This window comes from Bacteroides intestinalis DSM 17393 (assembly GCF_000172175.1).
Lineage (GTDB): Bacteria > Bacteroidota > Bacteroidia > Bacteroidales > Bacteroidaceae > Bacteroides > Bacteroides intestinalis.
This window is the reverse complement of record NZ_ABJL02000007.1, coordinates 234,228-258,734: the sequence shown is the minus strand read 5'-3', so window position 1 is coordinate 258,734 and position 24,507 is coordinate 234,228. Positions and strand designations below refer to the sequence as shown.

Here is a 24,507-nt window from a genome sequence, read left to right as displayed (position 1 = left end):
GATAAAATCGGATTATGAGAAAATTGTGTTTGTTGTTCTTATTGATAGGAACATATTGTTATGCAGGTGAAAAAAGATGTACGGTTGATTCGCCTGACGGAAAGATACAGTTAGCGATTATTCAAACGGATGCCGGTGAGCTGACTTATCAACTATCTGTGAAGCGTAAACAAGTGATTGAGGCTTCTGCATTGGGATTTAAAACAGAGGATGGGGTGTCTTTTCCTTCCCAAGGATGGAAAATGGGAAAGGTTATCCGTAATAAAGTGAATTCTGTTTGGAAGCCTCTGTGGGGAAAGCGTGCCGTAGTGCCCGATAAATACAATGAGATGAAGTTGTCTTTTGTGAATGAAGCGGAATCATCGGATGCTTTGGAGATAGTGGCGCGGGCTTATAATGAAGGTGTGGCTTTTCGCTATGTGTTGCCTCAAGGGGCGGGTTCTGCACTGGAACTTACCACTTTTAATTTTGCAGGCGACTATACCGCGTGGTATTATAATGGAGAAAGGCATAATATCGGTCCGGAACGATTGACCGAAACAGATGGCGAGCGCTTGCCCGTGATGACGGTGAAGGCTGCGGAAGATTTATACCTGGCTGTACATGAGGCTTGTCTGGATGAGGGTGAACCCTTGAAACTGAAATCGGAAAAGGGGCGATGCTTGTTTTCTGTTTCTGCGAAACCGCATTTACTCCGTGCAGGATATCAATCGGCATGGCGTGTGGTGCTTTGTGGCAACCGGCCGGGCGATCTGGTGGATTCTCATCTCGTGGAATTGCTGAATCCGGAACCTTCCGGAGAATATGATTTTTCGTGGGTGAAGCCGGGAGTTGCATTGTGGGACTGGCGTATGAATGGTGCTCAGTGGGAAGGGTTTAATTATACAATGTCCTATCCTTCCTGGGAAAGAGCGGTTGATTTTGCCGCAGAGCAGGGTTTTGCCTATCTGGTTCTTGATGCCAATTGGTATGGACCTGAGTTTGAGCAGGGTTCGGACCCCGTTAAGGGAGATAAGGCCAGGGATGTGCGAAAATTGATTCAATATGGAAAGCAGAAAGGAGTGGGTATCTGGCTGTATCTGAATGATGTGGGAGGACGTAATTATCCGTTGGAAGAAACTTTGAAACAATACGGGGAGTGGGGAGCTGCCGGAGTGAAGTATGGTTTTATGGCCGGAAACCCTGAAGAGAAGAATACCAGAACAAAGAGTATAACGGAAATGTGTGCACGGTATAAGCTATTGGTAGATTTTCATGATTATCCGGTGCATCCCTATGGGCAGATGCGGACATGGCCCAATGCTGTGACACGTGAATACTGCAAGGCTCAATTGGACGGACACGAGATTTTCTATCCCAAAACCTTTGTAACTTCGGTATTTGTAAATATGGTAGCCGGCCCGATTGATATGAATAACGGTATGTTTGACCTTCGGCAAGGAAGAACGACACGTTCGGATAATAATCAGGAAGTGCCTTCGACAGTGGTATCGGAAGCTGCACGGACATTGATTACTTTCTCCGGCGCGACGATTATTCCGGATATTCCTGAATATTATCGTAAATATCCTGCTTTACTCCGCTTTTTGTCTGCACAGAAAATGCCTTGGCTGGAAAGTAAGACTTTAGATGGCGAAATAGGGGAATATATCGTAATGATGCGTCAAGCGGAAGATGGAGTATTCTTGATAGGAGCTGCAACTAACGAAGAAAGTAGAACTTTACGTGTGCCGCTGTCTTTCTTAGGTAAAGGAGACTATGAAGCGGAAATTGTAGAAGATGGAGAGAATGCCCATTATTTAAGTAACAGGGAAACGATGAAGGTTTCTAAAAAGAGAGTAACCCGGAATGAGGTTTTGAGTATAAAGTTGGCGCCGGGTGGCGGGGCTTGTATCCGTATTGGAAAAGAAATAAAACAGTAGCTATCCAGCTACTGTTTTATTAATCTTACTTCATATATCTCGCCTATTTGCTTGTTTGGTTTTGCCACAAACTTGACGCGTACTTGTTTCTTATCCTGCAAAAGAGTATCCGGAATGTCATAGGTTTCTGCTTTGAACTCCGATATGCGGTATTTGCCGGTATTATTGATAGAACGGAGAAATACATCATCAATATAAATATCGAACTCATGGCTTTTCCATTCGCCCACTCCCCAATACTTGAGGCGTAGCTTGAGGTCAGTCAAACCATCGGTTTGCATGAGGTAACTAAAATAATGTCCGTTGCGGGCATCGCGGTAGAAGACATTATTTGTGTTGCCTGTGTATGACTCGTCGGTTTCCATCTGGTGGTCGGTCTCCGGTTGCTGTTCGCCTGGCTGCACTTTGTCGACAGTGCTTGCTTCAAGCGCCTGACGCTCCTGTTCCTGCTTGGCAATGTTATCAATGTATTGCTTATAACTGCCTTCGGTGAGAGCAAGCCAATACATCATATAGCGAGAGTCATGAATTTCGAAGAATGGCTGCAATTCTCCTTCAATCTTGTTCTCCATGCGGGTGCTCAGTGTGAAGTGCAGCGGCTTACCTGGTACAGGAGTGAGCTGCGACGGGATGCTGGCGATGTCATTGTTGATGAGGATTGGAGCTTTATCAATAGGCTGTTTGGGACCGCCTGCATACTGCCCGAAACGACTGTCATCTGCTATGAGTGAAGCCATCGACTCTGTACCGGTTTTCATACCGAGAAGGATAGGTCCATGCATGAAAGCAATGTACTGCGGTTCGTTGGGTAAGTAACGCAGGGATGAGTGCATTGGGAAATTGATATTCACCACATCGCCTTTTTTCCATTTGCGATTGATGCTGACGTATGATGACGGACCTGTAATGATATCGACTGGCTTTCCGTTTACACTGACCTTGAATTCGCCCGGATGTACCCATCCCGGATAGCGTACCATAAGATTGAATGTGCCTTTGCCTTCCGCAATAGTAATAGTACTGTTTTCAGAATAAGGGAAAGCCGTCTCCTGACGTAGCGTGATGCCGCGTTCTTTCCAGTCGAGTTGCGAAGCCGCATATAGATTCACAAAAAGAGCATCACCTACATGGGTGTAGATGAATTGTCCGTACTTACCATGGTTCTCCATACCGGTGCCGACACAACACCACATTGCTTCATTAGGAGCGGAGTAGTTGCGATAGTGGCGGGGACGGGCAGGTGTGAAATAGACGTAGCCTCCATGTTCCGGATGCTGGGTGGAGAGTATATGGTTGAAAGTGGCAAGCTCGTAGTAGTCGGCATACCGCGCTTCCGGGTTACGGCGATGGAGGTCTTCTGTCAGTTTCAATATATTGTTGGTGTTGCAGCTCTCAGGTCCGTCGATGTCATTGATGAAATCCATGCAAGCATCCTTGGCAGGGAAGTGTTCACGACGGCTATTCCCGCCAAATGCAAGGCTGCGCTCGCCTGTTACAATGTCCCAGAAGAATGAACTTGCCATGTGATAATCTTCATTGCCCGATAACTCTGATATACGCTCAAAACCGATAACTTTGGGTACTTGCGTATTGGCGTGCATGTTGTCGAGACAGTCCTGCCGCTGGGACATAGGAGTAAATAACCGTTTATGAGAGAAACGCTTCGCACAGTCAAGGTACTTCTGTTCGCGGGTAATGGCATACGCATCAGCAAGCACTTCGTTCATGCCGCCATGCTCGTTGCCAAGCATCCGTTCCATCTGCTCGTCCGACAGACCTGATGTGATATCGATTGCCCAATTACAGAACTGTAGAAAAAGAGTCTTTGCCTGCTCGTTGCCGCAATATAGCCATGCGTCGCGCAAGCCTGCATACATTTTGTGCAGGTTATAGAAAGGCGCCCACGAACCGCTGTATACGCGGAAGTCGCCGTTTTTAAAACCGCTCCATATATTCTGGCTGTTAGGCATTCCGCCCATGTAGCCAACACCCCACTTGGGATGGTTCTTGTAATTAGCTTCGGCGCATTCGGCTATTTCATTGATAATGTACTCCATGCGCTTGCGACATTCTTCATTGCCGGTAGCTGCGTTAATCGCCATAGCTGTGAGGTAATGTCCTCCCACATGTCCGTCCAATCCGTCCCAATTGGGATAACACTTTGCTTTGGGTGTCAGTCCTGCCTCTTTTCGATAGGGAGCTATCAGGCGGTCACAGTCGTACTTGAGCAATGTCTCGATATTCAGGTCACGGGCATGTTTCAAGGGTCCTTCGAGGAGTGTTATTTGCGAGAGAGGAAACTCGTTGGGATACAACTTATCTTGTGCGTTTGCCCCTATGCCTGCACACATTAATAATAGAATGGTAAATGACTTTTTCATGCTTATAATCTGTTTATATAGTCAAATAGAAATGTATTGCAAATTTCATAAATTATTCTCTTTATATCAATGATTTATGAATTTCATTTCTCGCAAATCAGTTCTATTTGACTATAATATTCTGATCGCTATTTGTTTTCTTATGCAAGCGGGCTAAACACAACCTTATATGTTTTAACCACCCCTTTATAGTCGAATTTCACAATAGCAGTTCCGGAAACCGATGTTGTCTGGATAATCTCTACTTTCACACTCTTGTCAGTTGCTGATGCCGACACAGTAGGTATTCCGGTTGTTCCGGCGGGAAGTTTGTAGACAGCCTCATAGATGTCATAGCCGGTGATACCATTGCTTTCGGTGGAACGTACAGGAGTTTCCGGTACTTCGATTGCTTTTCCGTTTACTTCGATATTTACTTTGGGGACAACCGGACGAACAATTTTCTTCTTGTTGGAACTGAATCCCAATCCGGCTAAATCAAAGAGATCGCCGGTCTCCTGACTTTCAGCAACGAGGTAGATTGCATGTTTCTTGTCCAAATGGTCAACAAACTTCGATACGTCGATTGTAAACTGTGTTGTTTCCTGTGCCGAATTGGCGGGAACAACTATCTCACCTATCTTCGTTCCTTTCCAGGTTTCGTTATTCCACGGACCGTCTAACCAAACATTCACTTTAAATGTCTTTGATGTTTTCGGTGCAAGGAAGAGGTTGAAGGCTGTTTTGTTTCCCTTTTTGGTTCCTTCGAAAGCTTTCAGGCCCAGTTTATCTTTATTCAATCCGCCGAAACCGAAGTACTTATATCCTATTATATTGCCGTTCTTCACGTTTGTGATAGGAGCGTGGTTATCCCAGATGTCCCATGAATCCTGTTGGATACGTCCGTCGGAGAGATAACATGCAAATCCTGCGGAATAATACTGATAAGGATCAAGACCAAATATATGGAAGCCTTCCGAAGTTACTTCCGCTCCTTTGTATTCATTCCCCTGGCTGTCTTTGGCTGTCCAGATATTATCTTTTGCATACGGGTCGTAAGCTCTGATGGAAACTTTACCGCCTTCCGATACCGGCTTCTTATCCCATTCCACATGGATTGGAGCTACCATCGACTGGCGGGCGTTGCCGAAGCCACGGGGCGGACGGTGGTAGAATACATACCATTGTCCGTTGATGAGTTCTATACTTCCATGCGTATTGTGTCCTGCATTAGTTGTTTGCAGTCGTGAACCATCCTGGTTTAGCACCGGTGCACGCGAATCGACCAGAACGCCGCCGCTCTTCCACGGACCCAGCGGAGAGTCACCATAAGCGTAGCGCAAAGTGGAGTTGGAACTGCCCAATCCATAATCGGGACCTGAATGTCCGCTATAGATGGTCACATATTTATTTCCAATCTTACGTATGGATGAGGCTTCAAAGAAGTTGAATGCTTCAAGGTCTTCTCCGGGAAAGATGTGCGGATATGAAATATTCTTCGGACCACGGTTGTTGCCTCTGCGGACGCCTGCCGGCATGAAATAGGGGATAACCTCTGTTCCGGGGCGTACGGAATACATGGTGTTCTGATCCAGTTGGGCGGCTAATGAGCGTTGAAATCCCCAATATCCATAGGCTCTGAATCCGATTTCATAATCCGGGTCGTTCGGGTCTGTGATATATTCAATATATACCGACGGGTCGAATCCCAGAATACTTCCGGGTAGGGTTTTTGTACCATCAGCGGTCAGGTTGATAGGGGTAAAAGGTCCGTCAGGACGGCTTCCTTTGGCAACCATTGCTTCTCTGTCTCTACCGCGGCTATGCGGGTACAGATAATATTCTTTTGTGCCGTCCTTCCTTTTCACTTCAACAAGGTCGGGAGCGTACATCACATCCCATTGTCCTTCTACCTGATAGGTAAAGATAGCTCCTTCGTCACGCCAGCTTGATAAATCTTCTACGGGTGCTGACCACATTCTGATGTCCGGCCCGCAATAACTGCCGAAACGGACATCGTGCGAACCGATGATGTAAGCGCGAAACTTTCCCGGATTGTCGGGGTCTTCAAAAACACGGGGTTCTCCGTCCGGCAAATGTTCCCATAACGGTAGATACGGATTACCAGCTCCATGATAAACAAACTTGGACGTTTTGGGCTGATTATTATTACCGGCTATTGCTTTTGTTATTACAAACATGGGGACAATAGCAAATAATAATAAAATGATTTGAATTCTTTTCATAACCAATCTAATCTTTTTTATACGTAAATATTTATGTTATTATTTGTTCAATAGGACACTATGCGACAAAAGTAAGCTATCGAAGAATGACTGGCTTTCGATATTAGATATTTGAATTTCAAAATCAGATATATTTGTGATAATCCTTATAAGTATTGAATAAGAAGATAGATTGTTTTCTCATGTGCCTTTTGTTATTTATTGAATAATAACTGTGCAAAATTATACAGATTGTTTCTCCATACCGGCCAGGTGTGTCCACCCGGATATTCGGAATACGTATACTTCAGTTTTAGTGTATCAAACTCTTTAAGCATATTCTGGCAGTTCTGGTAGGCTATATCTTCTTTGCCTCCCATGGCGATCCAGAGTAATCTGAGTTGAGAGTCTATTGCTGCTTTATTCTTGTTGATAAATTCGTATTGGCCATCTGCGATTTTCTGGTAGAAAGGTAGCCATCCGGAACTGAATACACCGAGATGAGCGAACAAATCTGTATGGTATAGGCCGGCATAAAGTGTTTGTATGCCTCCCATAGAGAGGCCTGCAAGTGCCCGGCTGTCTGCTTCTTTTCTGACACGGTAGTTATCTTCTACAAATGGAATGACAGCCTGCATCAGCTCGGCTTCGAATGCTTTCAAGGCACCGGCATTGAACCCGGCAGAAGCCATATTGCCATCGAGCATCACTATCAACATCGGTTTAGCTTTTCCCTCAGCGATCAGGTTGTCTATTATCAGATCGGTTTTGCCTTGTGTAGCCCAACCGCGTTCATCTTCTCCGCCACCATGCAACAGGTATAAAACAGGATATTTTTCAGCCGTGCGGGTGTCATATCCGGCAGGTGTATATACAAAGAAGCGTCTCCACGAACGACTTACTTCCGAATAGTAGCGTTTCATGCGGATATCACCATGTGGCACATCCTTCAGTGCATAATATTCTCCACCCTTGAAAGGAACTTCAATGCCGCTTGCCATGCGTCCCATGCCATAGAAAGTCTCACTTCCGGGATCGGATACCGCTACTCCGTCAATCAATAGTGAATAGTAATGAAAACCTTCACCCAAAGAATCGGTTACCGTTTCCCAGATACCTCCTTCCTGTCTGACCATATCGTATTTCCGTCCCAGGTCTATCTGTACTTTCTGTGCATCCGGGGCTTTTATGCGAAAAATAGCGCGGTGGTCTGCCGTCAGTTGCGGATATTTGGAGTTCCGTACGTTGGATTCTGCGCGTGCTCCATGAAGGCCATATTTGTCGAAGCTTGACGTATCTACAGGCTTGAATAGCAATTGAGAGAACAGGTAGAGGTCGTTTTTCCATACATTGAAGTCGTGGCCTCCGGGCTCCACATAGAAGATATGGGGAATCCGATGCTGTTGCAGGTAGAGGTGAGTACGTTCGCTGAAAGACATCAGGTTGTCATTGTCCCCGCAGGATATCCACAGCAGTTTTAGTTGCTGTGTGGTAGCTTCCGGATTTGGAACAAGCACTTCGGGTGCTTTGGTGTTGGGGGCGGATGAGAATCCTCCTACCCAAGCAAATTTATCCAGATTTCCCAGACCAAAGTTTAAGGATTGCCCGCCACCCATTGACAGTCCTGCGATGGCCCTGCTCTCTCGATTCTTGATTACAGGATATGTCTTCTCAATAAAAGGAACCAGGTCGTTCAGCAGATCTTTTTCAAAAATGGCGAAGCCTTCCACTTTATCCGGAGCCATGATATTGCCCGTAGCGCGGTCATCTTTTATGGCTCTTCCGTTGGGGAGTACTACGATCATCGGTGTTAGTTTACCTTCGGCATACAGGTTATCGAGAATGATTTGTGGTTTGCCATTATTGAACCACTCCAGTTCATCGCCACCGATACCATGCAGCAGATAAAGTACAGGGTATTTCTTGCTCTTACTGAAGCCGGGAGGGGTATAAACCAATGCTTTCCGCTTCGTACCAACGGTTTTAGAGTTATAAGTCACTGTTTCTATTTTCCCTTGGGCTATTCCTGCCTTTTCTACGTCGAAACCAGCCTGGGAGTGGGGGATGGTACTTTGTGCCTGTACCCCGAAGCAATACGCCAATGCGCATACTAAAATGATTGCAATGTTTTTCATGGTTCTGAATTTTATGTCGCAAACATACAGCATTCTGTTTTCTCAGCCCAATAATGATGTTACATGTTTCTTTCCTGATGTTACATCTTTTGAAAAATGTACGGAGTAAGTACAGTAGAGCTGCGGTAAGTTTTATCTGAAATCTAAAATCAAATGTCTGGAATTGACAATGACTATAATACAATAGGCCTATTTTTGCATTGTGCCAGATCGTATGGAAGTATGATTATAAATGGAAATAAATAAGGATTAGGAAATGAAGAAAAAATGGATTCTATTGTTACTGATAACGATTAGTTTTACAAACCTTGCTGCGCAGGACGCGCTTTATCCGAACACTTTTCCTTTGGGAGATGTGAGAATAACTGCAGGCCCTTTTAAGCATGCCTGTGATTTGAACGTTAAGGTTCTGCTTCAATATGATACCGATCGTCTGCTGGCCCCTTTCCTGCGTGAAGCAGGATTACCTAAGAAAGCGGAAACGTATGGTAACTGGGAAAAAGACGGTCTTGACGGGCATATCGGTGGGCACTATCTGAGCGCTTTAGCCATTCATTATGCCGCTACAGGTAATCAGGAGTGCAAAAAACGCATGGATTATATGGTTTCTGAATTTGCGCGTGTACAGCAGGCTAATGATGACGGTTCTATTTGCGGCTTTCCGAACAGTAAGAAGTTTGCGGAAGAAATAAGAAAAGGAAATGTAGGCATTGTATGGAACTACTGGGTGGCCTGGTATAATATGCATAAAACCTATGCCGGACTGCGGGATGCCTGGCTTTACGGTAAAAATGAAAAAGCGAAAAAGATCTTCTTGAAGTTCTGTGACTGGGGTGTCGACGTTATTTCTAATTTAGACGACCGGCAAATGGAGCGTATGCTGGATAATGAATTCGGTGGTATGAATGAAGTGTATGCGGATGCCTGGCAAATGACCGGCAATCCTAAATACCTCGATACGGCGAAGCGCTTTTCACACAAGCAGATTTTCGATAGTATGACAAGGCGCATTGATAACCTGGATAACAAGCATGCCAATACACAAGTGCCTAAAGCCGTGGGATATCAACGTGTGGCCGAACTTAATTCGAAAACTGCTTCGGATTACAATGAATTTATGACTGCTGCTGAATTTTTCTGGGAGACTGTAGTTTTTCATCGCTCTTTGTCATTAGGCGGAAACAGTCGGGGTGAGCATTTTCCCGAAGCAGGAAAATGTTCCGATTATATGCATGAACGTCAGGGACCGGAGTCGTGTAATACTAACAATATGCTGAAACTTACCGAAGGTCTGTTCCGTATCCATCCCAAAGTGGAATATGCCGATTTTTATGAACGTGCCCTGTATAATCATATCCTTTCTACCCAGCACCCTGAACATGGGGGATACGTATATTTCACACCTGCTTGCCCCTCGCATTATCGTGTTTATTCGGCACCGGGAGAAGCAATGTGGTGTTGTGTAGGTACCGGTATGGAGAATCATGGTAAATACGGGCAGTTTATTTATACCCATGATACGGTGGATAATGCTCTGTATGTGAATCTTTTTATACCTTCCGAATTAAACTGGAAAGAGAAAAAGATTAAGATTGTACAAGAAACGGACTTTCCGAATGAAGAAGGGACTACGTTGACTGTTAATCCTTCCAAAGCAACACAGTTTAAACTGCTGATACGTTATCCCTCATGGGTGGAGCAGGGAAAAATGCAGGTGGTCTGCGATGGAGTTGATTATGCAAAAAATGCACAGCCAGGTTCTTATATAGCCATTGATCGCCAATGGTCAAAAGGAGATGTGGTGGAAATAAAAACTCCGATGACCGTGAGAATTGAAGAACTGCCTAATGTACCTAACGCTATCTCGATTATGCGTGGCCCTATATTGTTAGGTGCGAGGACGGGAACGGAAAATATGCCCGGATTAATTGCCGGAGACGGGCGTTGGGAGCATATTGCACACGGATCTCTGGTTTCACTTTTTGATGTACCTTATATCATAGGGGAAAGAAGTGATATTCTGAATAAATTGAATCGTATGAAGCCGGTCGAAGGAAAATCTTTTAGTTTTACTGTTCCCGGTTTGTTTACTCAGGGAAAATATAAGAATCTAATACTTGAACCATTCTATGGAATTCATGATAGCCGCTATATGATGTATTGGTTATCAATGCCCGAGCCCGCATTCAGGGAATATAAACAAGCCGTAGAAGCTGAAGAGAATGGGAGAATGATACTCGACAAGCGTACTGTGGATATGGTATCATCGGGTGAGCAACAACCTGAGTCGGATCATGCAATGAAAACTCAGGATTCGCATCGTGGAGTACATGCCGGTGAGGCGTGGCGTGATGCCCGTAATGGAGGATATTTCGAATATACACTGACCACGAAAGGAAATGAGAATCTCTCATTGATGGTCCGTTATTGGGGAGCTGAGTCTGGTAGTAGAAGCTTTGATATTCTGGTTGATGGTCAAACTATCGCTACGGAAAATATTGTCGGGAAATGGAAGAAAGACTTGTTCTGCAATGTGGAATATAATATTCCGGCCACTTTGCTGAAATCGAAAGATAAAATTACGGTTAGGTTCCAGAGTAAGTCGGATACTACAGCAGGAGGGATTTTTGCAGTACGATTGTTGGTTCCAGAATCGACGGTGACAGATAAATGAAAGTCTTTTTGGGGAACATATCGGGTAGGTGTGAGCGTGACCAGGAAGAAATATTCATAACCTGCCTGAAATGAATTAACTTAATCAACGAATTTGGATAGCTTATTGATTATCAGCAAATAGCATTTACCGATAGTTGATATCACTATGTAAAAACGTTTACCGCAGTATGTAACGCCATTTACTCCTTATTGTAACGCTCTTTACCACGGTATGTAACGAGCTTTACTTCGGCGTGTAAATGAAGTTATCATTGGGGGTAAACAGGGTTTCCATGGAAGGAAACAAAGTTTCATGCGGCAGGGGTGTTGTACTAACTAAATATGTATGTTTATGAACTTACTTAGAAAAACATGGGGGATTGTAATAGCTGTTATAATCAGTTCGTGCCACTCGGCAACATTTGATACTATTTCTCCTGACGGAGCCTTAAAGGTTGGTGTAGTGACAACAAAGGATGGCGATTATGGAAAAGCCGCTTTCGTTGTGCATTACAAGGGAGATAGTATTCTTTTTCGTTCCGAACTGGGATTGGAAACAGATGCGCAAAAGTTTGCCGGTAACTTAAGACTGAAATCAGTTTCGGAACCGAAATCCGTGATTGATGATTATAGGATGATTACAGGAAAACGGAGCCATTGTGTGAATGAGGCTTCCGAACGGGTTTATTCTCTGGAAAACAATGAAGGGCAAACTTTGGAGGTAACGTTTAGGGTGTACAACGATGGGATTGCATTTAAGTATGGGCTTAAGGCTATTTCGGATGAAGAACATATCATTAATGAATATACGGCGTACGCCTTGCCACAAGGGAGTAAAAGATGGATACAACAATATGATCCGGGTTATGAAAAGTTTTTCCCGCTGTCTACTGACGGTAAGCTTGCCAATCGTCCGGAGGTTGACCTTTGGGGCTATCCGGCGCTTATAGAGCCACGGGATTCTGTGTTTGTGCTGATTACGGAGGCTAATATCAGACGGGGGCATTGTGGCTCTTTTCTGTATAACGGGGATAATCGCGATAATTATCAGGTACGATTGGGCGATAAAAAACTTGCTTTTAGCGGTGTGTGGGAGTCTCCATGGCGATTGCTTATTGCTGGTTCTTTAGCTGATATTGCTGAGTCTACACTGGTGACGGATGTGTCTGACCCTTCTAAGGTGGAGGATACGGAATGGATAAAACCCGGAATGGTGTCATGGATTTATTGGGCATACAACCATGGTTCTCAAGATTATCAAATCGTGAAGGAATACATTGACCTAGCAGTCAAGATGAAGTGGCCTTATGATCTGATCGATTGGGAATGGGATGTAATGAGAAATGGGGGAAACATCCAAGATGCCGTGAAATATGCTTTGAGTCAAGGTGTTAAACCTTTGGTCTGGTATAATTCGAGCACGAATTGGATAGGTCCCGGTCCTCTCTTTCGTCTGAATAAAAAGGCAGACAGGGAAAAGGAATATAAATGGTTAAGCGATATGGGAGTTGCCGGCATTAAAGTTGACTTCTTCTCGGGTGATAGTGTTTCTACAATGAATTATTATATAGATCTGCTTGAAGATGCCGTGAAGTATAAATTGATGCTTAACTTTCATGGTGCCACTATTCCTCGCGGATGGCAACGTACGTATCCTCACATGATGTCGGTGGAGGGAGTATATGGGGCGGAATGGTACAATAACACTCCAGTTTTGACGAATCGGGCTGCGGAACACAATGCTACCTTACCCTTTACGAGAAATGTCGTAGGTCCAATGGATTATACTCCGGGCACTTTCTCTGATTCTCAGCATCCGCATATCACCTCTTACGGTCATGAATTGGCATTACCGATAATTTTTGAGTCGGCCTTGCAGCATATGCCAGACAGGCCTTCGGTTTACTATGATATGCCGGAACCTGTAAAGAAGTTATTATCGGATTTGCCGGTAGCCTGGGATGATACGAAGCTTTTGGCCGGCTATCCGGGTATGGAGGTTGTTATGGCACGGCGCAAAGGAGATGTATGGTATATTGCAGGGATTAATGGAACCAATAAACCGAGAACCCTTTGTTTTTTGCTGAAAGACCTTTCCGTTGTCGGTAAGAAAATAACCTTGTTTGAGGATGGTATATATGACAGAAGCTTTACTATTGCAGAGGATCTTCCTTTGTCAGAAGACGAAATGAGTGTGGAGATAAAATGCTTGCCGCGTGGAGGATTTGTAGCTGTTATAAAATGATAAACATGAGAATTTATATATTTCTGTTAACTGTTTGTTTTACCTTTCAGATGCGTGCACAGCAAGTACCTGATTGGGAAAATCCTCGCGTAGTAGATATCAATAAAGAGGAGTATCACAGTACATTGACGTTGCCGTCCGGGAAATCCTCGTGTGAAGAGATTGTGCCTTTGAACGGGAGGTGGAAGTTTTATTGGTCTCCCGATCCGCAAAGTCGGCCGTCGGACTTTTATAAAAATAATTTTGATGTGAGTGGCTGGGATAACATTTCTGTACCGGGGACATGGCAGTTACAAGGCTATGGAAAACCTATTTATACCAATTGGACATATCCTTTTAAGAAAGACCAGCCGAAAGTGACGGGAGAACCTCCCAAGCATTTTTTTAGTTATGAGAATCGAAATCCGGTGGGGGCTTATGTGACAACTTTCGATGTTTCGGAGGATATGAAAGATAAGCAATTGTATCTGCACTTCGAAGGAGTTAAGTCGGCTATGTATGTATGGATTAACGGGGAAAAAGTAGGATATAGCCAGAATTCTATGGCTCCGGCGGAGTTTGATATTACCGGATATGTAAATGAGGGGCAAAACCGTCTGGCGGTAGAGGTATACCGTTGGTCGGATGGCAGCTATCTGGAAGATCAGGATATGTGGCGTTTTAGTGGGATTTATCGCCCGGTAGAGTTATGGGTACGCCCTAAAATCCATATAAAAGACTATTCACTGACTACCGATCTGGCAGATGATTTTTCGTCTGCCGGTTTTAAGGCAAAAGTCTGGTTAAGAAACTTGTCGGACAGTAAATCGGGAAAACTGAGTCTTGAGGTTCTGTTAAAAGGGAAGAATCGGAATGAGGAAAGATTTGTGAAACGGTTAATCACTCCTGTAAAGAATTTGCCGGCAACATCCACAGGCTGCTATACTTTGTCATCTGTTGTGGAAAATCCGAAGCTATGGTCGGCGGAAAAGCCAAACTTGTATGATGTTGAAATTAGGCTTTACGATGGTAAGAAGGTGGTTGAGGAGTTTCAATCACATATAGGAATATGGAAATGCGAGATTGATGGAAATGTATTTAAGTTTAATGGACAGCCTGTTAAATTGAAGGGAGTGAATCGCCATGAACATCATCCACGCACCGGCCGACTTGTGGACAGTGAGACTATGGAAAAGGATTTGAGACTGATGAAACAAGCCAATATTAATATGATCCGTACTGCACACTATCCTAATTCCCCGTTGTTTTATGAATTGTGTGACAGATATGGTTTCTATGTGATGGATGAGGCTAATCAGGAAAGTCATGATTATGGTTTAGGTAATAAAATACTTGGTGATAACCCGGAATGGACGTTAGCGCATGTAGACAGGGCACTTGCATTGGTACAACGAGATAAGAATCACCCTTGTGTGGTCTTTTGGTCTTTGGGTAATGAAGGAGGTGCCGGACGCAATATGCAGACCATGGCAGATACAATACAGGCCATAGATGCTTCACGTATTATTTTTAGCGATACCGATCTTTCTGTATCGGCTTTTAATGATCCTTCTTATTATACTCCCGGAAAATTTAAGGAATATGCCCGGGAAAAACGTGATAAACCTATCTTTATGCGTGAGTATGCTCATGCCATGGGAAATTCAGTAGGCAATTTGCAGGAGTATTGGGATGTCATTGAGGCTAATGATCACGTTTCAGGTGCGGCTATTTGGGATTGGGTCGATCAGGGAATTGCAAAGAAGATAAATCCGGGATATAAGAAAGGAGTGGAAAATTCAGGTTCTTTGCTATTGAAGGAAGGTGAATTTTGGGCTTATGGAGGAGATTTCGGTGATTTTCCTAATAATGGGGATTTCTGTTTTAATGGTTTAATTGGGGCTGACCGTGTTCCTCATCCACACTACTATCAGGTTCAGAAAGTGTATCAGAATATTGGTTTTTCACTTGAAGGTCCGAATAAGGTGCGTCTTACCAATAAGTATGAATTTACGGCTTTGGATGAGTTCGATTATGAGTATGAATGGTTGCAGAATGGTGAACTTGTAAAGTCGGGAGAAGTACCGCTTGTAGCTGGAGATCATTTGGATATTCCCTCTTTCACGGGATCGGGTGAGCTTTTCCTGAATGTATTTGCCAAGCTGAAACAGAGTACATGCTGGGCTGAAAAAGGTTTTATTATTAGTAAGGAACAATTTTTGGTGAATATGGCCAAACCGGAGTCTATTGTTTCGGAAGGGGGAAGTGTTGAAGTGAATGCATCACAGGCTACTATTGAGATAATGGCTGGATTGAATTGTTTCATCGTAGATGTGAAATCCGGTGCTTTGACAAGTTGGAAAAATGATGGAACGGAAATTCTATATGCTCCTTTAGAACCTTATTTCTGGAAACCGGCGAACAGTAATCAGATGAATAATGGTTATAATAACCGTTTAGGAATATGGAGAAACGCTGCTGGTGAACGTGTAGTCGAAGGTGTGGATTATTCTGTGAAGAATGGGCTGGCTGTAGTGGAGGTTAGTATGTCGTTGCCTGTGGTAGGTGCTGCTTATCAATTGCGCTATACTGTAAATGGGAGCGGAAAGATACAAGTTGAAGCTCTCTATAAACCAAAAAAAGAAAAGATCCCATTGATGCCTAAGTTTGGAATGAGGATGCGTTTACCCTCTTCCATGGATTATGTCAAATGGTATGGTCGTGGTGAGTTTGAGAACTATCCGGATAGGAAAACGGCTGCTTTAGTCGGTTATTATACAACGGATCTCAATAGTTTTGTTACGGATTATGCTTTTCCACAGGATAATGCAAACAGGTGTGATGTCCGTTGGTTTTCACTGAATGATAAGGAGAACCGGACTATAAAAGTGACAGGCTTGCAACCGCTCTGCTTTCGTGTGTGGCCGTATGGTGAGGAAGATTTGGAAAAGAGCAGACATGCTTATGAACTACCCGGACGCGATTATGTGAATGTGAATATTGATTTGAATATTCATGGCGTAGGAGGTGCTGATTCTTGGGGGGCAAGAACATTGGATGAATATACAATGGATGGCAATCAAGCTTATTATTATGGTTATTTGATGGAATATTATGATTGATAGCCATCAATTTATCTAATATTGAAAGTCAAATATCTAATATTGAAAAAGGTGTATAGTGATATGCAGCTATTTTTGTATCGTACAAAATTATGGAATGCGAATTTTAATCATTAAATGTAATAAATACCATGAAATCAATTAAAATTGTATTAATATTAATGGCGCTGTGTTGTTGTATCCCACTTGCGGGGCAAGATTATCAGCAAATTCCTGAGGGAATTAAGGCGACCGTTAATTCTGTAGATGTAGAATTGCAATTCTATACTCCGTCAATTGTAAGAATACTAAAATCTCCTAATGGGTGGAAGTATACAAAGGAGAGCCTTTCTGTAATAGAAACTCCTCAGAAGGTGAAGACTGCCGTTACTCAGGAAGGCAATATTGTAAGACTGAAAAGTAGTGAAATGGGGGTTACTCTTAACTTGGAGTCTGGTGTTGTGTCTTTCTTTAATGCGAAAGGAGAGCCGTTGCTTAGTGAAAAAGGAAAGCCCGAGTTTACCGATTTTGATGATGCGGGAACCAAAACGTTTGCAATCAAGCAATCGTTTATTTTAGATAAAGATGAACCTCTTTATGGATTAGGAATCCTCCAGAATGGAAAAATGTCACAACGTAATCAAACCAAACACCTTGTACAGGGCAATGTGGAGGACGTGGTTCCATTTGTACAGTCAGTGAAAGGATATGGTCTTTTCTGGGATAATTATTCACCAACTAACTTTGCTGATAAAGCGGAAGGGACGTCTTTTCAATCTGAAGTAGGAGATTGTATAGACTATTACTTCATGTATGGTGGAAATGCTGATGGTGTAGTTGCACAAATGCGTGCTTTGACCGGACAAGTACCCATGTTTCCTTTGTGGACTTACGGTTATTTCCAAAGCAAGGAACGCTATAAAAGTCAGGAAGAAACAGTAGGAGTGGTGAGAAAATATCGTGAATTAGGTGTTCCTCTTGACGGAATTATTCAGGATTGGCAATACTGGGGACACAATTATTTGTGGAATGCTATGGATTTCAAAAATCCGTTGTTCAACGAACCTCAAAAGATGATTAATGATGTACATGGAATGAATGCGCACATGCTGATTTCTATCTGGTCTTCGTTTGGACCAATGACCAAACCTTATAGAGAACTGGATAAGAAAGGTATGCTGTTTAACTTCTCTACATGGCCTCAGTCGGGACTTGAAACTTGGCCACCCGATATGGAATATCCCTCCGGAGTACGTGTATACGATGCTTATAATCCAAAAGCTCGTGATATCTACTGGAAATATCTGAATGAAGGCATTTTTAAATTAGGCATGGATGGATGGTGGATGGATTCTACAGAACCTGACCATTTAGACTGGAAACCGGAAGACTTTAATACGAAGACTTATCTGGGTTCGTTCCGTAAAGTACGCAATGCTTATCCGCTGTTGACAGTAGGTGGAGTATATGATAACCAACGTGCAGTAACTTCCGATAAACGTGTGTTTATTCTTACCCGTTCCGTATTTGCCGGGCAGCAGCGTTACGGAGCCAATGTATGGTCGGGAGATATCGGATCTTCCTGGGAATCACTGCGTAATCAGATTCCGGCAGGCTTAAACTTTACCCTTACCGGAAATCCTAATTTCAATACTGATATAGGTGGTTTCTTTGCCGGACATTATAACAAGAGTTGGAATGACGGGAGTGCACCTAAGAATCCAATGTTTCAGGAATTATATGTACGTTGGCTACAATTCGGGACATTTACTCCGATGATGCGTTCGCATGGAGCTGATACGCCGAGAGAAATTTATCAATTTGGGAAAAAAGGCGAACCTGTATATGATGCTATTGAAAAGATGATTAATCTGCGTTATTCTTTGTTGCCTTATATATATTCCACTTCTTGGGAAGTGACTGAACGTCAATCGAGCTTTATGCGTGCTTTGGTAATGGATTTTGCCGGTGATAAGAATGTATGGGATATAAAAGACCAGTATATGTTTGGCAAATCCATTCTTGTAGCGCCGGTAGTCAGTGCGCAGTACACTCAGGAAAAGGTAGTGAAGGTAAATGAGAATGATGGTTGGAATAGAAATAATGCTCAGAAGTTTGAGGATAAAGCTCCGGTAGACTTTATGCAGGCTAAGTCCGCAAAGGTATATTTGCCAGAGGGTGCTACCTGGTATGATTTCTGGACGAATGAAAAGCATGACGGTGGACAGGAAATAGAAAAGGAAACGACTATCGATGTCATTCCTTTGTATGTCAAGGCAGGCAGTATTATTCCAATAGGTCCTAAAGTGCAGTATGCAACGGAAAAACCGTGGGATAACCTTGAATTGAGAGTATATGCCGGTGCCGATGGTTCTTTTGTTCTTTATGAGGATGAATTTGATAACTATAATTATGAACTGGGAGCATATACAGAGATTCCTGTCGTATGGAATAATACATCACGCCAGTTAACCATAGGGGCTCGAAAAGGTGCATATAAGGGAATGTTGAATAATAGAAAGTTCACAATCGTACTTCAAGACGGAACTCAGAAAGTGGTTAACTACAACGGAAAAAGAGTTAGTGTGAAATTCTAGTACTATTGGGAAACATCGATTTTTAAATACCAGAAGTAATGAAGAAACTTATTTTATCCGGATTGACGGTAGCTATACTGTTTATAGCTTCTCCTCTGGGACATTTGAATGCCCAGACCCCTATTATACAGACAAAATTCACTGCCGACCCTGCCCCCATGGTACATAAGGGTATGGTATACCTTTATACTACCCATGACGAGGATTATGCTCCCGAAGGAATGGCAGGTTTCCGCATGAAAGAATGGTTGCTGTACACCAGTACCGATATGGTGAACTGGACTGATCATGGAACCATAGCCAATTTATATAATTTCAAGTGGGCAGATCCTGCCGTATCAGGTTGGGGAGGATTTGAGAATGGTGCCTGGGCTCCTCAGTGCATCGAGCGTAATGGAAAGTTTTATTTGTATTGTCCCGTGCAGGGACGAGGCATCGGTGTGCTGGTTGCCGATAATCCCTTTGGCCCTTTTACCGACCCCCTTGGAAAACCCTTGATCGGTGCCGAGTATGACAGTATTGACCCGAGTGTGTTGATAGACGATGATGGACAGGCATATCTATATTGGGGAAATCCTAATCTCTGGTATGTGAAACTGAATGAAGATATGATATCCTGTGCGGGGGAAATCACGAAAGATAAATTAATCCGGAAGATAGAAAATCAGAAAGACCCTTATCATTTTCAGGAGGGTCCTTGGGCATACAAGAAGAATGGGCACTATTATATGGCTTATGCAAGTACATGCTGTCCGGAAGGTATCGGTTATGCAATGGGTCCCAGCCCGGTAGGCCCCTGGGAATTCAAGGGTTATATAATGAAACCTAACAGAAAGTCCTCCGGAAACCATCCGGGCATCATTGATTATAAAGGTAAATCTTATGTGTTCGGGTTTAACTACCGTTTGAACTTCATGATAACCGACAAGCATCATGAACGCCGTTCCATATGTGTGGCCGAGTTGGAGTATAATCCCGATGGCACAATCAAGGAACTGCCCTGGTGGGATGACGGTGTTGCAGTTGAGCCTGTCGGCACATTGAATCCTTATAAGCGGACTGAGGCGGAAACAATGGCTTGGAGTCAGGGACTTAAGACCGCCAAGGACGATAAAAGCGGGATGTATGTTACTTCCATTCATAACAGGGACTTCCTTCAAGTGAAAGCGGTTGACTTCGGCAAAGGGGCAAAGACATTTGAAGTCCGTGCAGCCACGATAACCAAAGGAAAGATTGAAATCCGCTTGGATGACCTTGACGGTACATTGCTGGGGGTGTGCGATATCAGTAATACCGGTGGCTGGAATACGTGGAAAACCTTTGTTACCGATGTGGAAAAGGTGGGTGGAGTTCACGATCTGTACCTCGTTTTTAGAGGAGGAGACGGAGAGATGTTCAACATGGACTATTGGAGATTCAAGTAGATGGCCGGGAAACCGCGTTAGAAATAAATCGTAAATAAATATATATCTGTATCATGAAAAAGATGATGTTGGCATGGCTGACTGTTGCTTCATTACTAATGGGGTGTTCTGGTTCGGAAATGCCGGTGAAGGGAACGTTTCGTAATCCGGTGGTTTATGCCGATATACCGGACATATCCATTACACGTGCGGGAGAATACTACTACATGATAAGTACCACCATGCACCTGATGCCCGGCGGGCCTGTTATGAGATCAAAAGATCTGGTAAATTGGGAAACAGTGAGTTATGTTTTCGATAAGTTGACTGATAACTCAAAGTATGATTTGATTGGTGGAACTGTTTATGGGCGCGGACAATGGGCATCGTCCATACGCTATCATAACGGTAAGTTCTATGTATTGTTCTCACCAAACGATGTACCCTACCGGTCGTATATATTCACGGCGGACGATCCTGCCGGAAAGTGGGAACTATTGTCGAGAACGCAGCATTTTCATGATGCCTCTTTGTTTTTTGATGATGACGGACGGGTATATGTATTCTATGGAACCGGTGAGCTGAAGGAATTGAAGAGTGACTTGTCGGATGTGAAGCCCGATGGAGTCAGTATGAAGATATTCGAGCGGGATGCTGACGAACAGGGGCTATTGGAAGGAAGCCAGGTTGTGAAGTATAACGGCAAGTACTATTTGTTGATGATCTCCATGGACTGGAGCATTCCCGGTCGGGTGCGCAGGGAAGTATGTTACCGTGCTGACACGATTACAGGACCTTATGAGAAAAAGGTTATCCTGGAACATGATTTTGACGGTTACGGAGGAGTAGGCCAAGGTTGTATTATTGACTCGGAAGAAGGAGACTGGTATGGGGTTATTTTTCAGGACCGCGGAGGAATAGGCCGGGTGCCTACTCTGATGCCCTGCCGCTGGGTGGATGGATGGCCGATGCTGGGAGATGAAAACGGTCATGTACCCTTGACGATGGAAAAAGAGATATATCCGACTGAAAATACCAAAGGAATACTTGGAAGTGATGACTTCAGCGATGAGAAGCTTTCACTCTACTGGCAATGGAATCATAATCCGGTAGATGATAAGTGGTCTTTGACGGAACGTCCGGGTTATCTGCGATTGAAGACCAGCCGGGTGGTTGATAACCTGTATTTAGCTCCGAATACGATTACGCAACGTATGGAAGGGCCGAAGTGCAGTGCTACCATTTCTCTTGATGTTTCTCATATGAAAGATGGGGATGTAGCCGGATTCAGCGCATTCAACGGACATTCCGGGCTTTTGTCAGTGGTGAAGGAAGGGGATGCAAAGCGTCTGGTTATGTCTACCAATGTTGTCAACTTTGATAATACTCCCAATAAGGCAATAGCCAGTGTGGATATAGAAGAAAAAGAACAAGTCGATTTTAATCAGGACGTCATTTATCTGCGTATAGAAGGCGACTTCATGCCGAAACGCGATATTGCTACTTTCTATTATAGCCTGGATAATAAGGAATGGAAAAAGATAGGAACGGATTTCAAAATGCGCTTTGATTATACAAGGCTCTTTATGGGAAGCAAGTTTGCTATCTTCAACTATGCAACAAAGTCGCTGGGAGGTTATATCGACGTTGATTACTTTGACTTCTCTACCTCCTGATTTGCATAAATAATGACAGATGTTCTGAAGAGGGGAAGCTCTTAAAGAGTGTCGTTGACACTTAGCACAAGTATCCCTGACACTTAGCACAAGTATGCCCGACACTTAGCACAAGTCTCAATCCCCTTTCAGAATGCTCTGTAGGGCATGTCTAACTTAGAAAACAGAGCGTATGGCGTTTTTTAAATCTATTTACAAAAGTATATCCGGGACGTGGCGGTTTTTGCCTACTTTCCCTCAAAACTTAATACTTATGAAACATTTTTTAGTTATGGCGGCGCTATTAATTTGCGGTGCAATCAAAGCGGAAGAGAAACAAATTACAAGTCCCGATGGGAAAATATTGGTAACCATCTCCGATAAAAATGGGCAACCTTCATATAGCGTCAGCTATAATGGTACTCCTTTCATTCATTCTTCGCCTTTGGGGCTTGTGACTAATGTCGGTGATTTTTCCCGGGATATGTCTTTGGGACAGAATGTCCGGTCGAACAAAATTGACGAGACCTATACATTGCCTAATATAAAGCAGAGCAATGTGCACTATGTGGCTACAGAAGCTGTATACCAGTTTAGCCAGCAAGATAAGGTTGCTTTTGATGTTATATTTCGCGTAAGTGACCGGGATGTTGCTTTCAGATATAAAATGTATCCTCAGAAGAAGGCCTTGTCCTGCGTTGTGAAAGAGGAAATGACCGGTTTTGTGCTTCCTGAGGGGAGTACGACTTTCCTGTGTCCGCAGAGTAAACCTATGGGAGGATTTGCCCGCACTTCGCCCAGCTACGAAACTCCCTATAAAGCGGATGATTCCATGGGTAAAAATGGATGGGGTGAAGGATATACTTTCCCTTGCCTGTTCCGTAATGGTGACAAAGGATGGATACTTATTTCAGAAACGGGTGTGGATAGCAAATACTGCGGAAGCCGTTTGCTGGGACATGAAAATGGCCTGTATACAATCGGTTTTCCTCAAGAAGGTGAAATGAACGGAAACGGTACAACTGCACCCGGACTTGCATTGCCGGGAGAAACTCCCTGGCGGACGATTACTTTGGGCGAAACTTTAGCTCCGATTGTTGAAACAACGGTTTCTTTTGATGTGGTAAAGCCACTATATGCAGCGTCCGGCAAATATGAGTACGGCAGAGGTTCCTGGAGTTGGATTATCGGTATGGATGGAAGCACGAATTATGAAGAGCAGTTGCGCTATATTGATTTCTCGGCGGCAATGGGTTATCAGTCTGTATTGGTAGATGCATTGTGGGATACGCAGATTGGATATGATAAGATTGAGCAGCTGGCTAAATATGGAGCGCAGAAAGGGGTAGGTCTCTATCTGTGGTATAACTCTAACGGATACTGGAATGATGCTCCACAATCACCCCGTGGCATTATGGACAATGCGATAGCCCGTCGTAAAGAAATGAAATGGATGCAAAGTATTGGAATACGTGGCATAAAGGTTGACTTCTTTGGCGGTGACAAGCAAGTTACCATGCAACTCTATGAAGATATTCTTGCTGATGCCAATGAATACGGGTTGCTGGTGATTTTCCACGGATGTACTTTGCCTCGCGGCTGGGAACGTATGTATCCTAACTATGCGTCGAGTGAAGCAGTATTGGCGAGTGAAAACCTGCATTTCTCTCAGGGAAGCTGTGACGCTGAGGCATTCAATGCCTGCCTGCATCCGTTTATCCGTAATACGGTGGGTAGTATGGACTTTGGCGGCAGTGCACTGAATAAATATTATAATTCGGATAATGCTCCGCGCGGAAGCCGGCGTATGACTTCTGACGTGTTTGCTTTGGCTACTGCAGTATTGTTCCAAAGTCCGGTGCAACATTTTGCCTTGGCTCCGAATAACCTGACGGATGCTCCGGAATGGGCGATAGGCTTCATGAAAGAAGTTCCTACCACATGGGATGAAGTACGCTTTATTGATGGCTATCCCGGAAAATACGTAGTTATGGCTCGCAGGCATGGAGATAAATGGTATATTGCAGGGGTTAATGCCCAGAAAGAAACTGTAAAACTGAAGATTGCCTTGCCGATGTTTATGCCTGGCAATCAGGTACGGGTATTCAGTGATAATGAAGAATTGCAAGGAAATGTAAAACAAGTAAAGGTAAATAAGAAACAGGAGTTGCAATTGACAATGCCTTGCAATGGTGGAATATTAATTGTAGAATAATCAAACTAAAAAAGC

At 43.8% G+C, this 24,507-nt stretch carries 11 protein-coding genes; 8 read left to right on the top strand and 3 right to left on the bottom strand.

Annotation, left to right across the window (positions count from 1 at the left end; all coding sequences use genetic code 11):
- The first annotated feature begins 14 nt into the window (after positions 1 to 14).
- Positions 15 to 1,922, top strand: coding sequence for a glycoside hydrolase family 97 protein (locus BACINT_RS05010; protein WP_007661092.1), 1,908 nt, complete (start codon positions 15 to 17; stop codon positions 1,920 to 1,922).
- A gap of 8 nt (positions 1,923 to 1,930) precedes the next feature.
- Here the strand turns inward: BACINT_RS05010 and BACINT_RS05005 are convergent, their stop codons facing one another.
- The 3 genes from BACINT_RS05005 to BACINT_RS04995 form a co-directional block, all read right to left on the bottom strand.
- A complete protein-coding gene (locus BACINT_RS05005) occupies positions 1,931 to 4,303 on the bottom strand; it encodes a glycoside hydrolase family 127 protein (protein WP_007661086.1) in 2,373 nt (790 codons plus the stop codon).
- A gap of 140 nt (positions 4,304 to 4,443) precedes the next feature.
- Entirely contained in the window at positions 4,444 to 6,528 is a 2,085-nt protein-coding gene (locus BACINT_RS05000; RefSeq protein ID WP_007661081.1) for a hypothetical protein, read from the bottom strand.
- A 194-nt stretch (positions 6,529 to 6,722) separates the two neighbouring features.
- Positions 6,723 to 8,642, bottom strand: coding sequence for an alpha/beta hydrolase-fold protein (locus BACINT_RS04995; protein ID WP_044154872.1), 1,920 nt, complete (start codon positions 8,640 to 8,642; stop codon positions 6,723 to 6,725).
- Positions 8,643 to 8,898: 256 nt separating this feature from the next.
- Here BACINT_RS04995 and BACINT_RS04990 point away from each other — a divergent pair, with 256 nt between their 5' ends.
- From BACINT_RS04990 to BACINT_RS04960, 7 genes are all read left to right on the top strand, one after another.
- Entirely contained in the window at positions 8,899 to 11,316 is a 2,418-nt protein-coding gene (locus tag BACINT_RS04990; RefSeq protein ID WP_007661079.1) for a glycoside hydrolase family 127 protein, read from the top strand.
- 327 nt (positions 11,317 to 11,643) lie between these two features.
- Positions 11,644 to 13,542 (top strand): glycoside hydrolase family 97 protein, encoded by a 1,899-nt coding sequence (locus BACINT_RS04985; RefSeq protein ID WP_007661078.1) that lies wholly within the window; start codon positions 11,644 to 11,646, stop codon positions 13,540 to 13,542.
- Between the two features lie 5 nt (positions 13,543 to 13,547).
- Positions 13,548 to 16,643: a glycoside hydrolase family 2 TIM barrel-domain containing protein gene (locus tag BACINT_RS04980; protein ID WP_044154870.1), complete on the top strand. Its 3,096-nt coding sequence runs from the start codon at positions 13,548 to 13,550 to the stop codon at positions 16,641 to 16,643.
- A gap of 131 nt (positions 16,644 to 16,774) precedes the next feature.
- Positions 16,775 to 19,219, top strand: coding sequence for a glycoside hydrolase family 31 protein (locus BACINT_RS04975; protein WP_007661076.1), 2,445 nt, complete (start codon positions 16,775 to 16,777; stop codon positions 19,217 to 19,219).
- A gap of 38 nt (positions 19,220 to 19,257) precedes the next feature.
- Complete coding sequence (locus tag BACINT_RS04970; protein WP_007661075.1) at positions 19,258 to 20,643, top strand: glycoside hydrolase family 43 protein; 1,386 nt, start codon at positions 19,258 to 19,260, stop codon at positions 20,641 to 20,643.
- A gap of 53 nt (positions 20,644 to 20,696) precedes the next feature.
- Positions 20,697 to 22,298: a glycoside hydrolase family 43 protein gene (locus BACINT_RS04965; protein WP_007661074.1), complete on the top strand. Its 1,602-nt coding sequence runs from the start codon at positions 20,697 to 20,699 to the stop codon at positions 22,296 to 22,298.
- Between the two features lie 253 nt (positions 22,299 to 22,551).
- A complete protein-coding gene (locus BACINT_RS04960) occupies positions 22,552 to 24,492 on the top strand; it encodes a glycoside hydrolase family 97 protein (RefSeq protein ID WP_044154786.1) in 1,941 nt (646 codons plus the stop codon).
- Positions 24,493 to 24,507: the final 15 nt, after the last annotated feature.

Excerpts from the sequence above, each read along its gene's own strand:
- BACINT_RS04990 (WP_007661079.1), top strand. The coding sequence starts at position 8,899 with ATGAAGAAAAAATGGATTCTATTGTTACTGATAACGATTAGTTTTACA.
- BACINT_RS04975 (WP_007661076.1), top strand. The coding sequence starts at position 16,775 with ATGAAATCAATTAAAATTGTATTAATATTAATGGCGCTGTGTTGTTGT.
- BACINT_RS04985 (WP_007661078.1), top strand. The coding sequence starts at position 11,644 with ATGTTTATGAACTTACTTAGAAAAACATGGGGGATTGTAATAGCTGTT.
- BACINT_RS05005 (WP_007661086.1), bottom strand. The coding sequence starts at position 4,303 with ATGAAAAAGTCATTTACCATTCTATTATTAATGTGTGCAGGCATAGGG.
- BACINT_RS04960 (WP_044154786.1), top strand. The coding sequence starts at position 22,552 with ATGAAACATTTTTTAGTTATGGCGGCGCTATTAATTTGCGGTGCAATC.
- BACINT_RS05000 (WP_007661081.1), bottom strand. The coding sequence starts at position 6,528 with ATGAAAAGAATTCAAATCATTTTATTATTATTTGCTATTGTCCCCATG.
- BACINT_RS05010 (WP_007661092.1), top strand. The coding sequence starts at position 15 with ATGAGAAAATTGTGTTTGTTGTTCTTATTGATAGGAACATATTGTTAT.
- BACINT_RS04995 (WP_044154872.1), bottom strand. The coding sequence starts at position 8,642 with ATGAAAAACATTGCAATCATTTTAGTATGCGCATTGGCGTATTGCTTC.
- BACINT_RS04980 (WP_044154870.1), top strand. The coding sequence starts at position 13,548 with ATGAGAATTTATATATTTCTGTTAACTGTTTGTTTTACCTTTCAGATG.
- BACINT_RS04970 (WP_007661075.1), top strand. The coding sequence starts at position 19,258 with ATGAAGAAACTTATTTTATCCGGATTGACGGTAGCTATACTGTTTATA.
- BACINT_RS04965 (WP_007661074.1), top strand. The coding sequence starts at position 20,697 with ATGAAAAAGATGATGTTGGCATGGCTGACTGTTGCTTCATTACTAATG.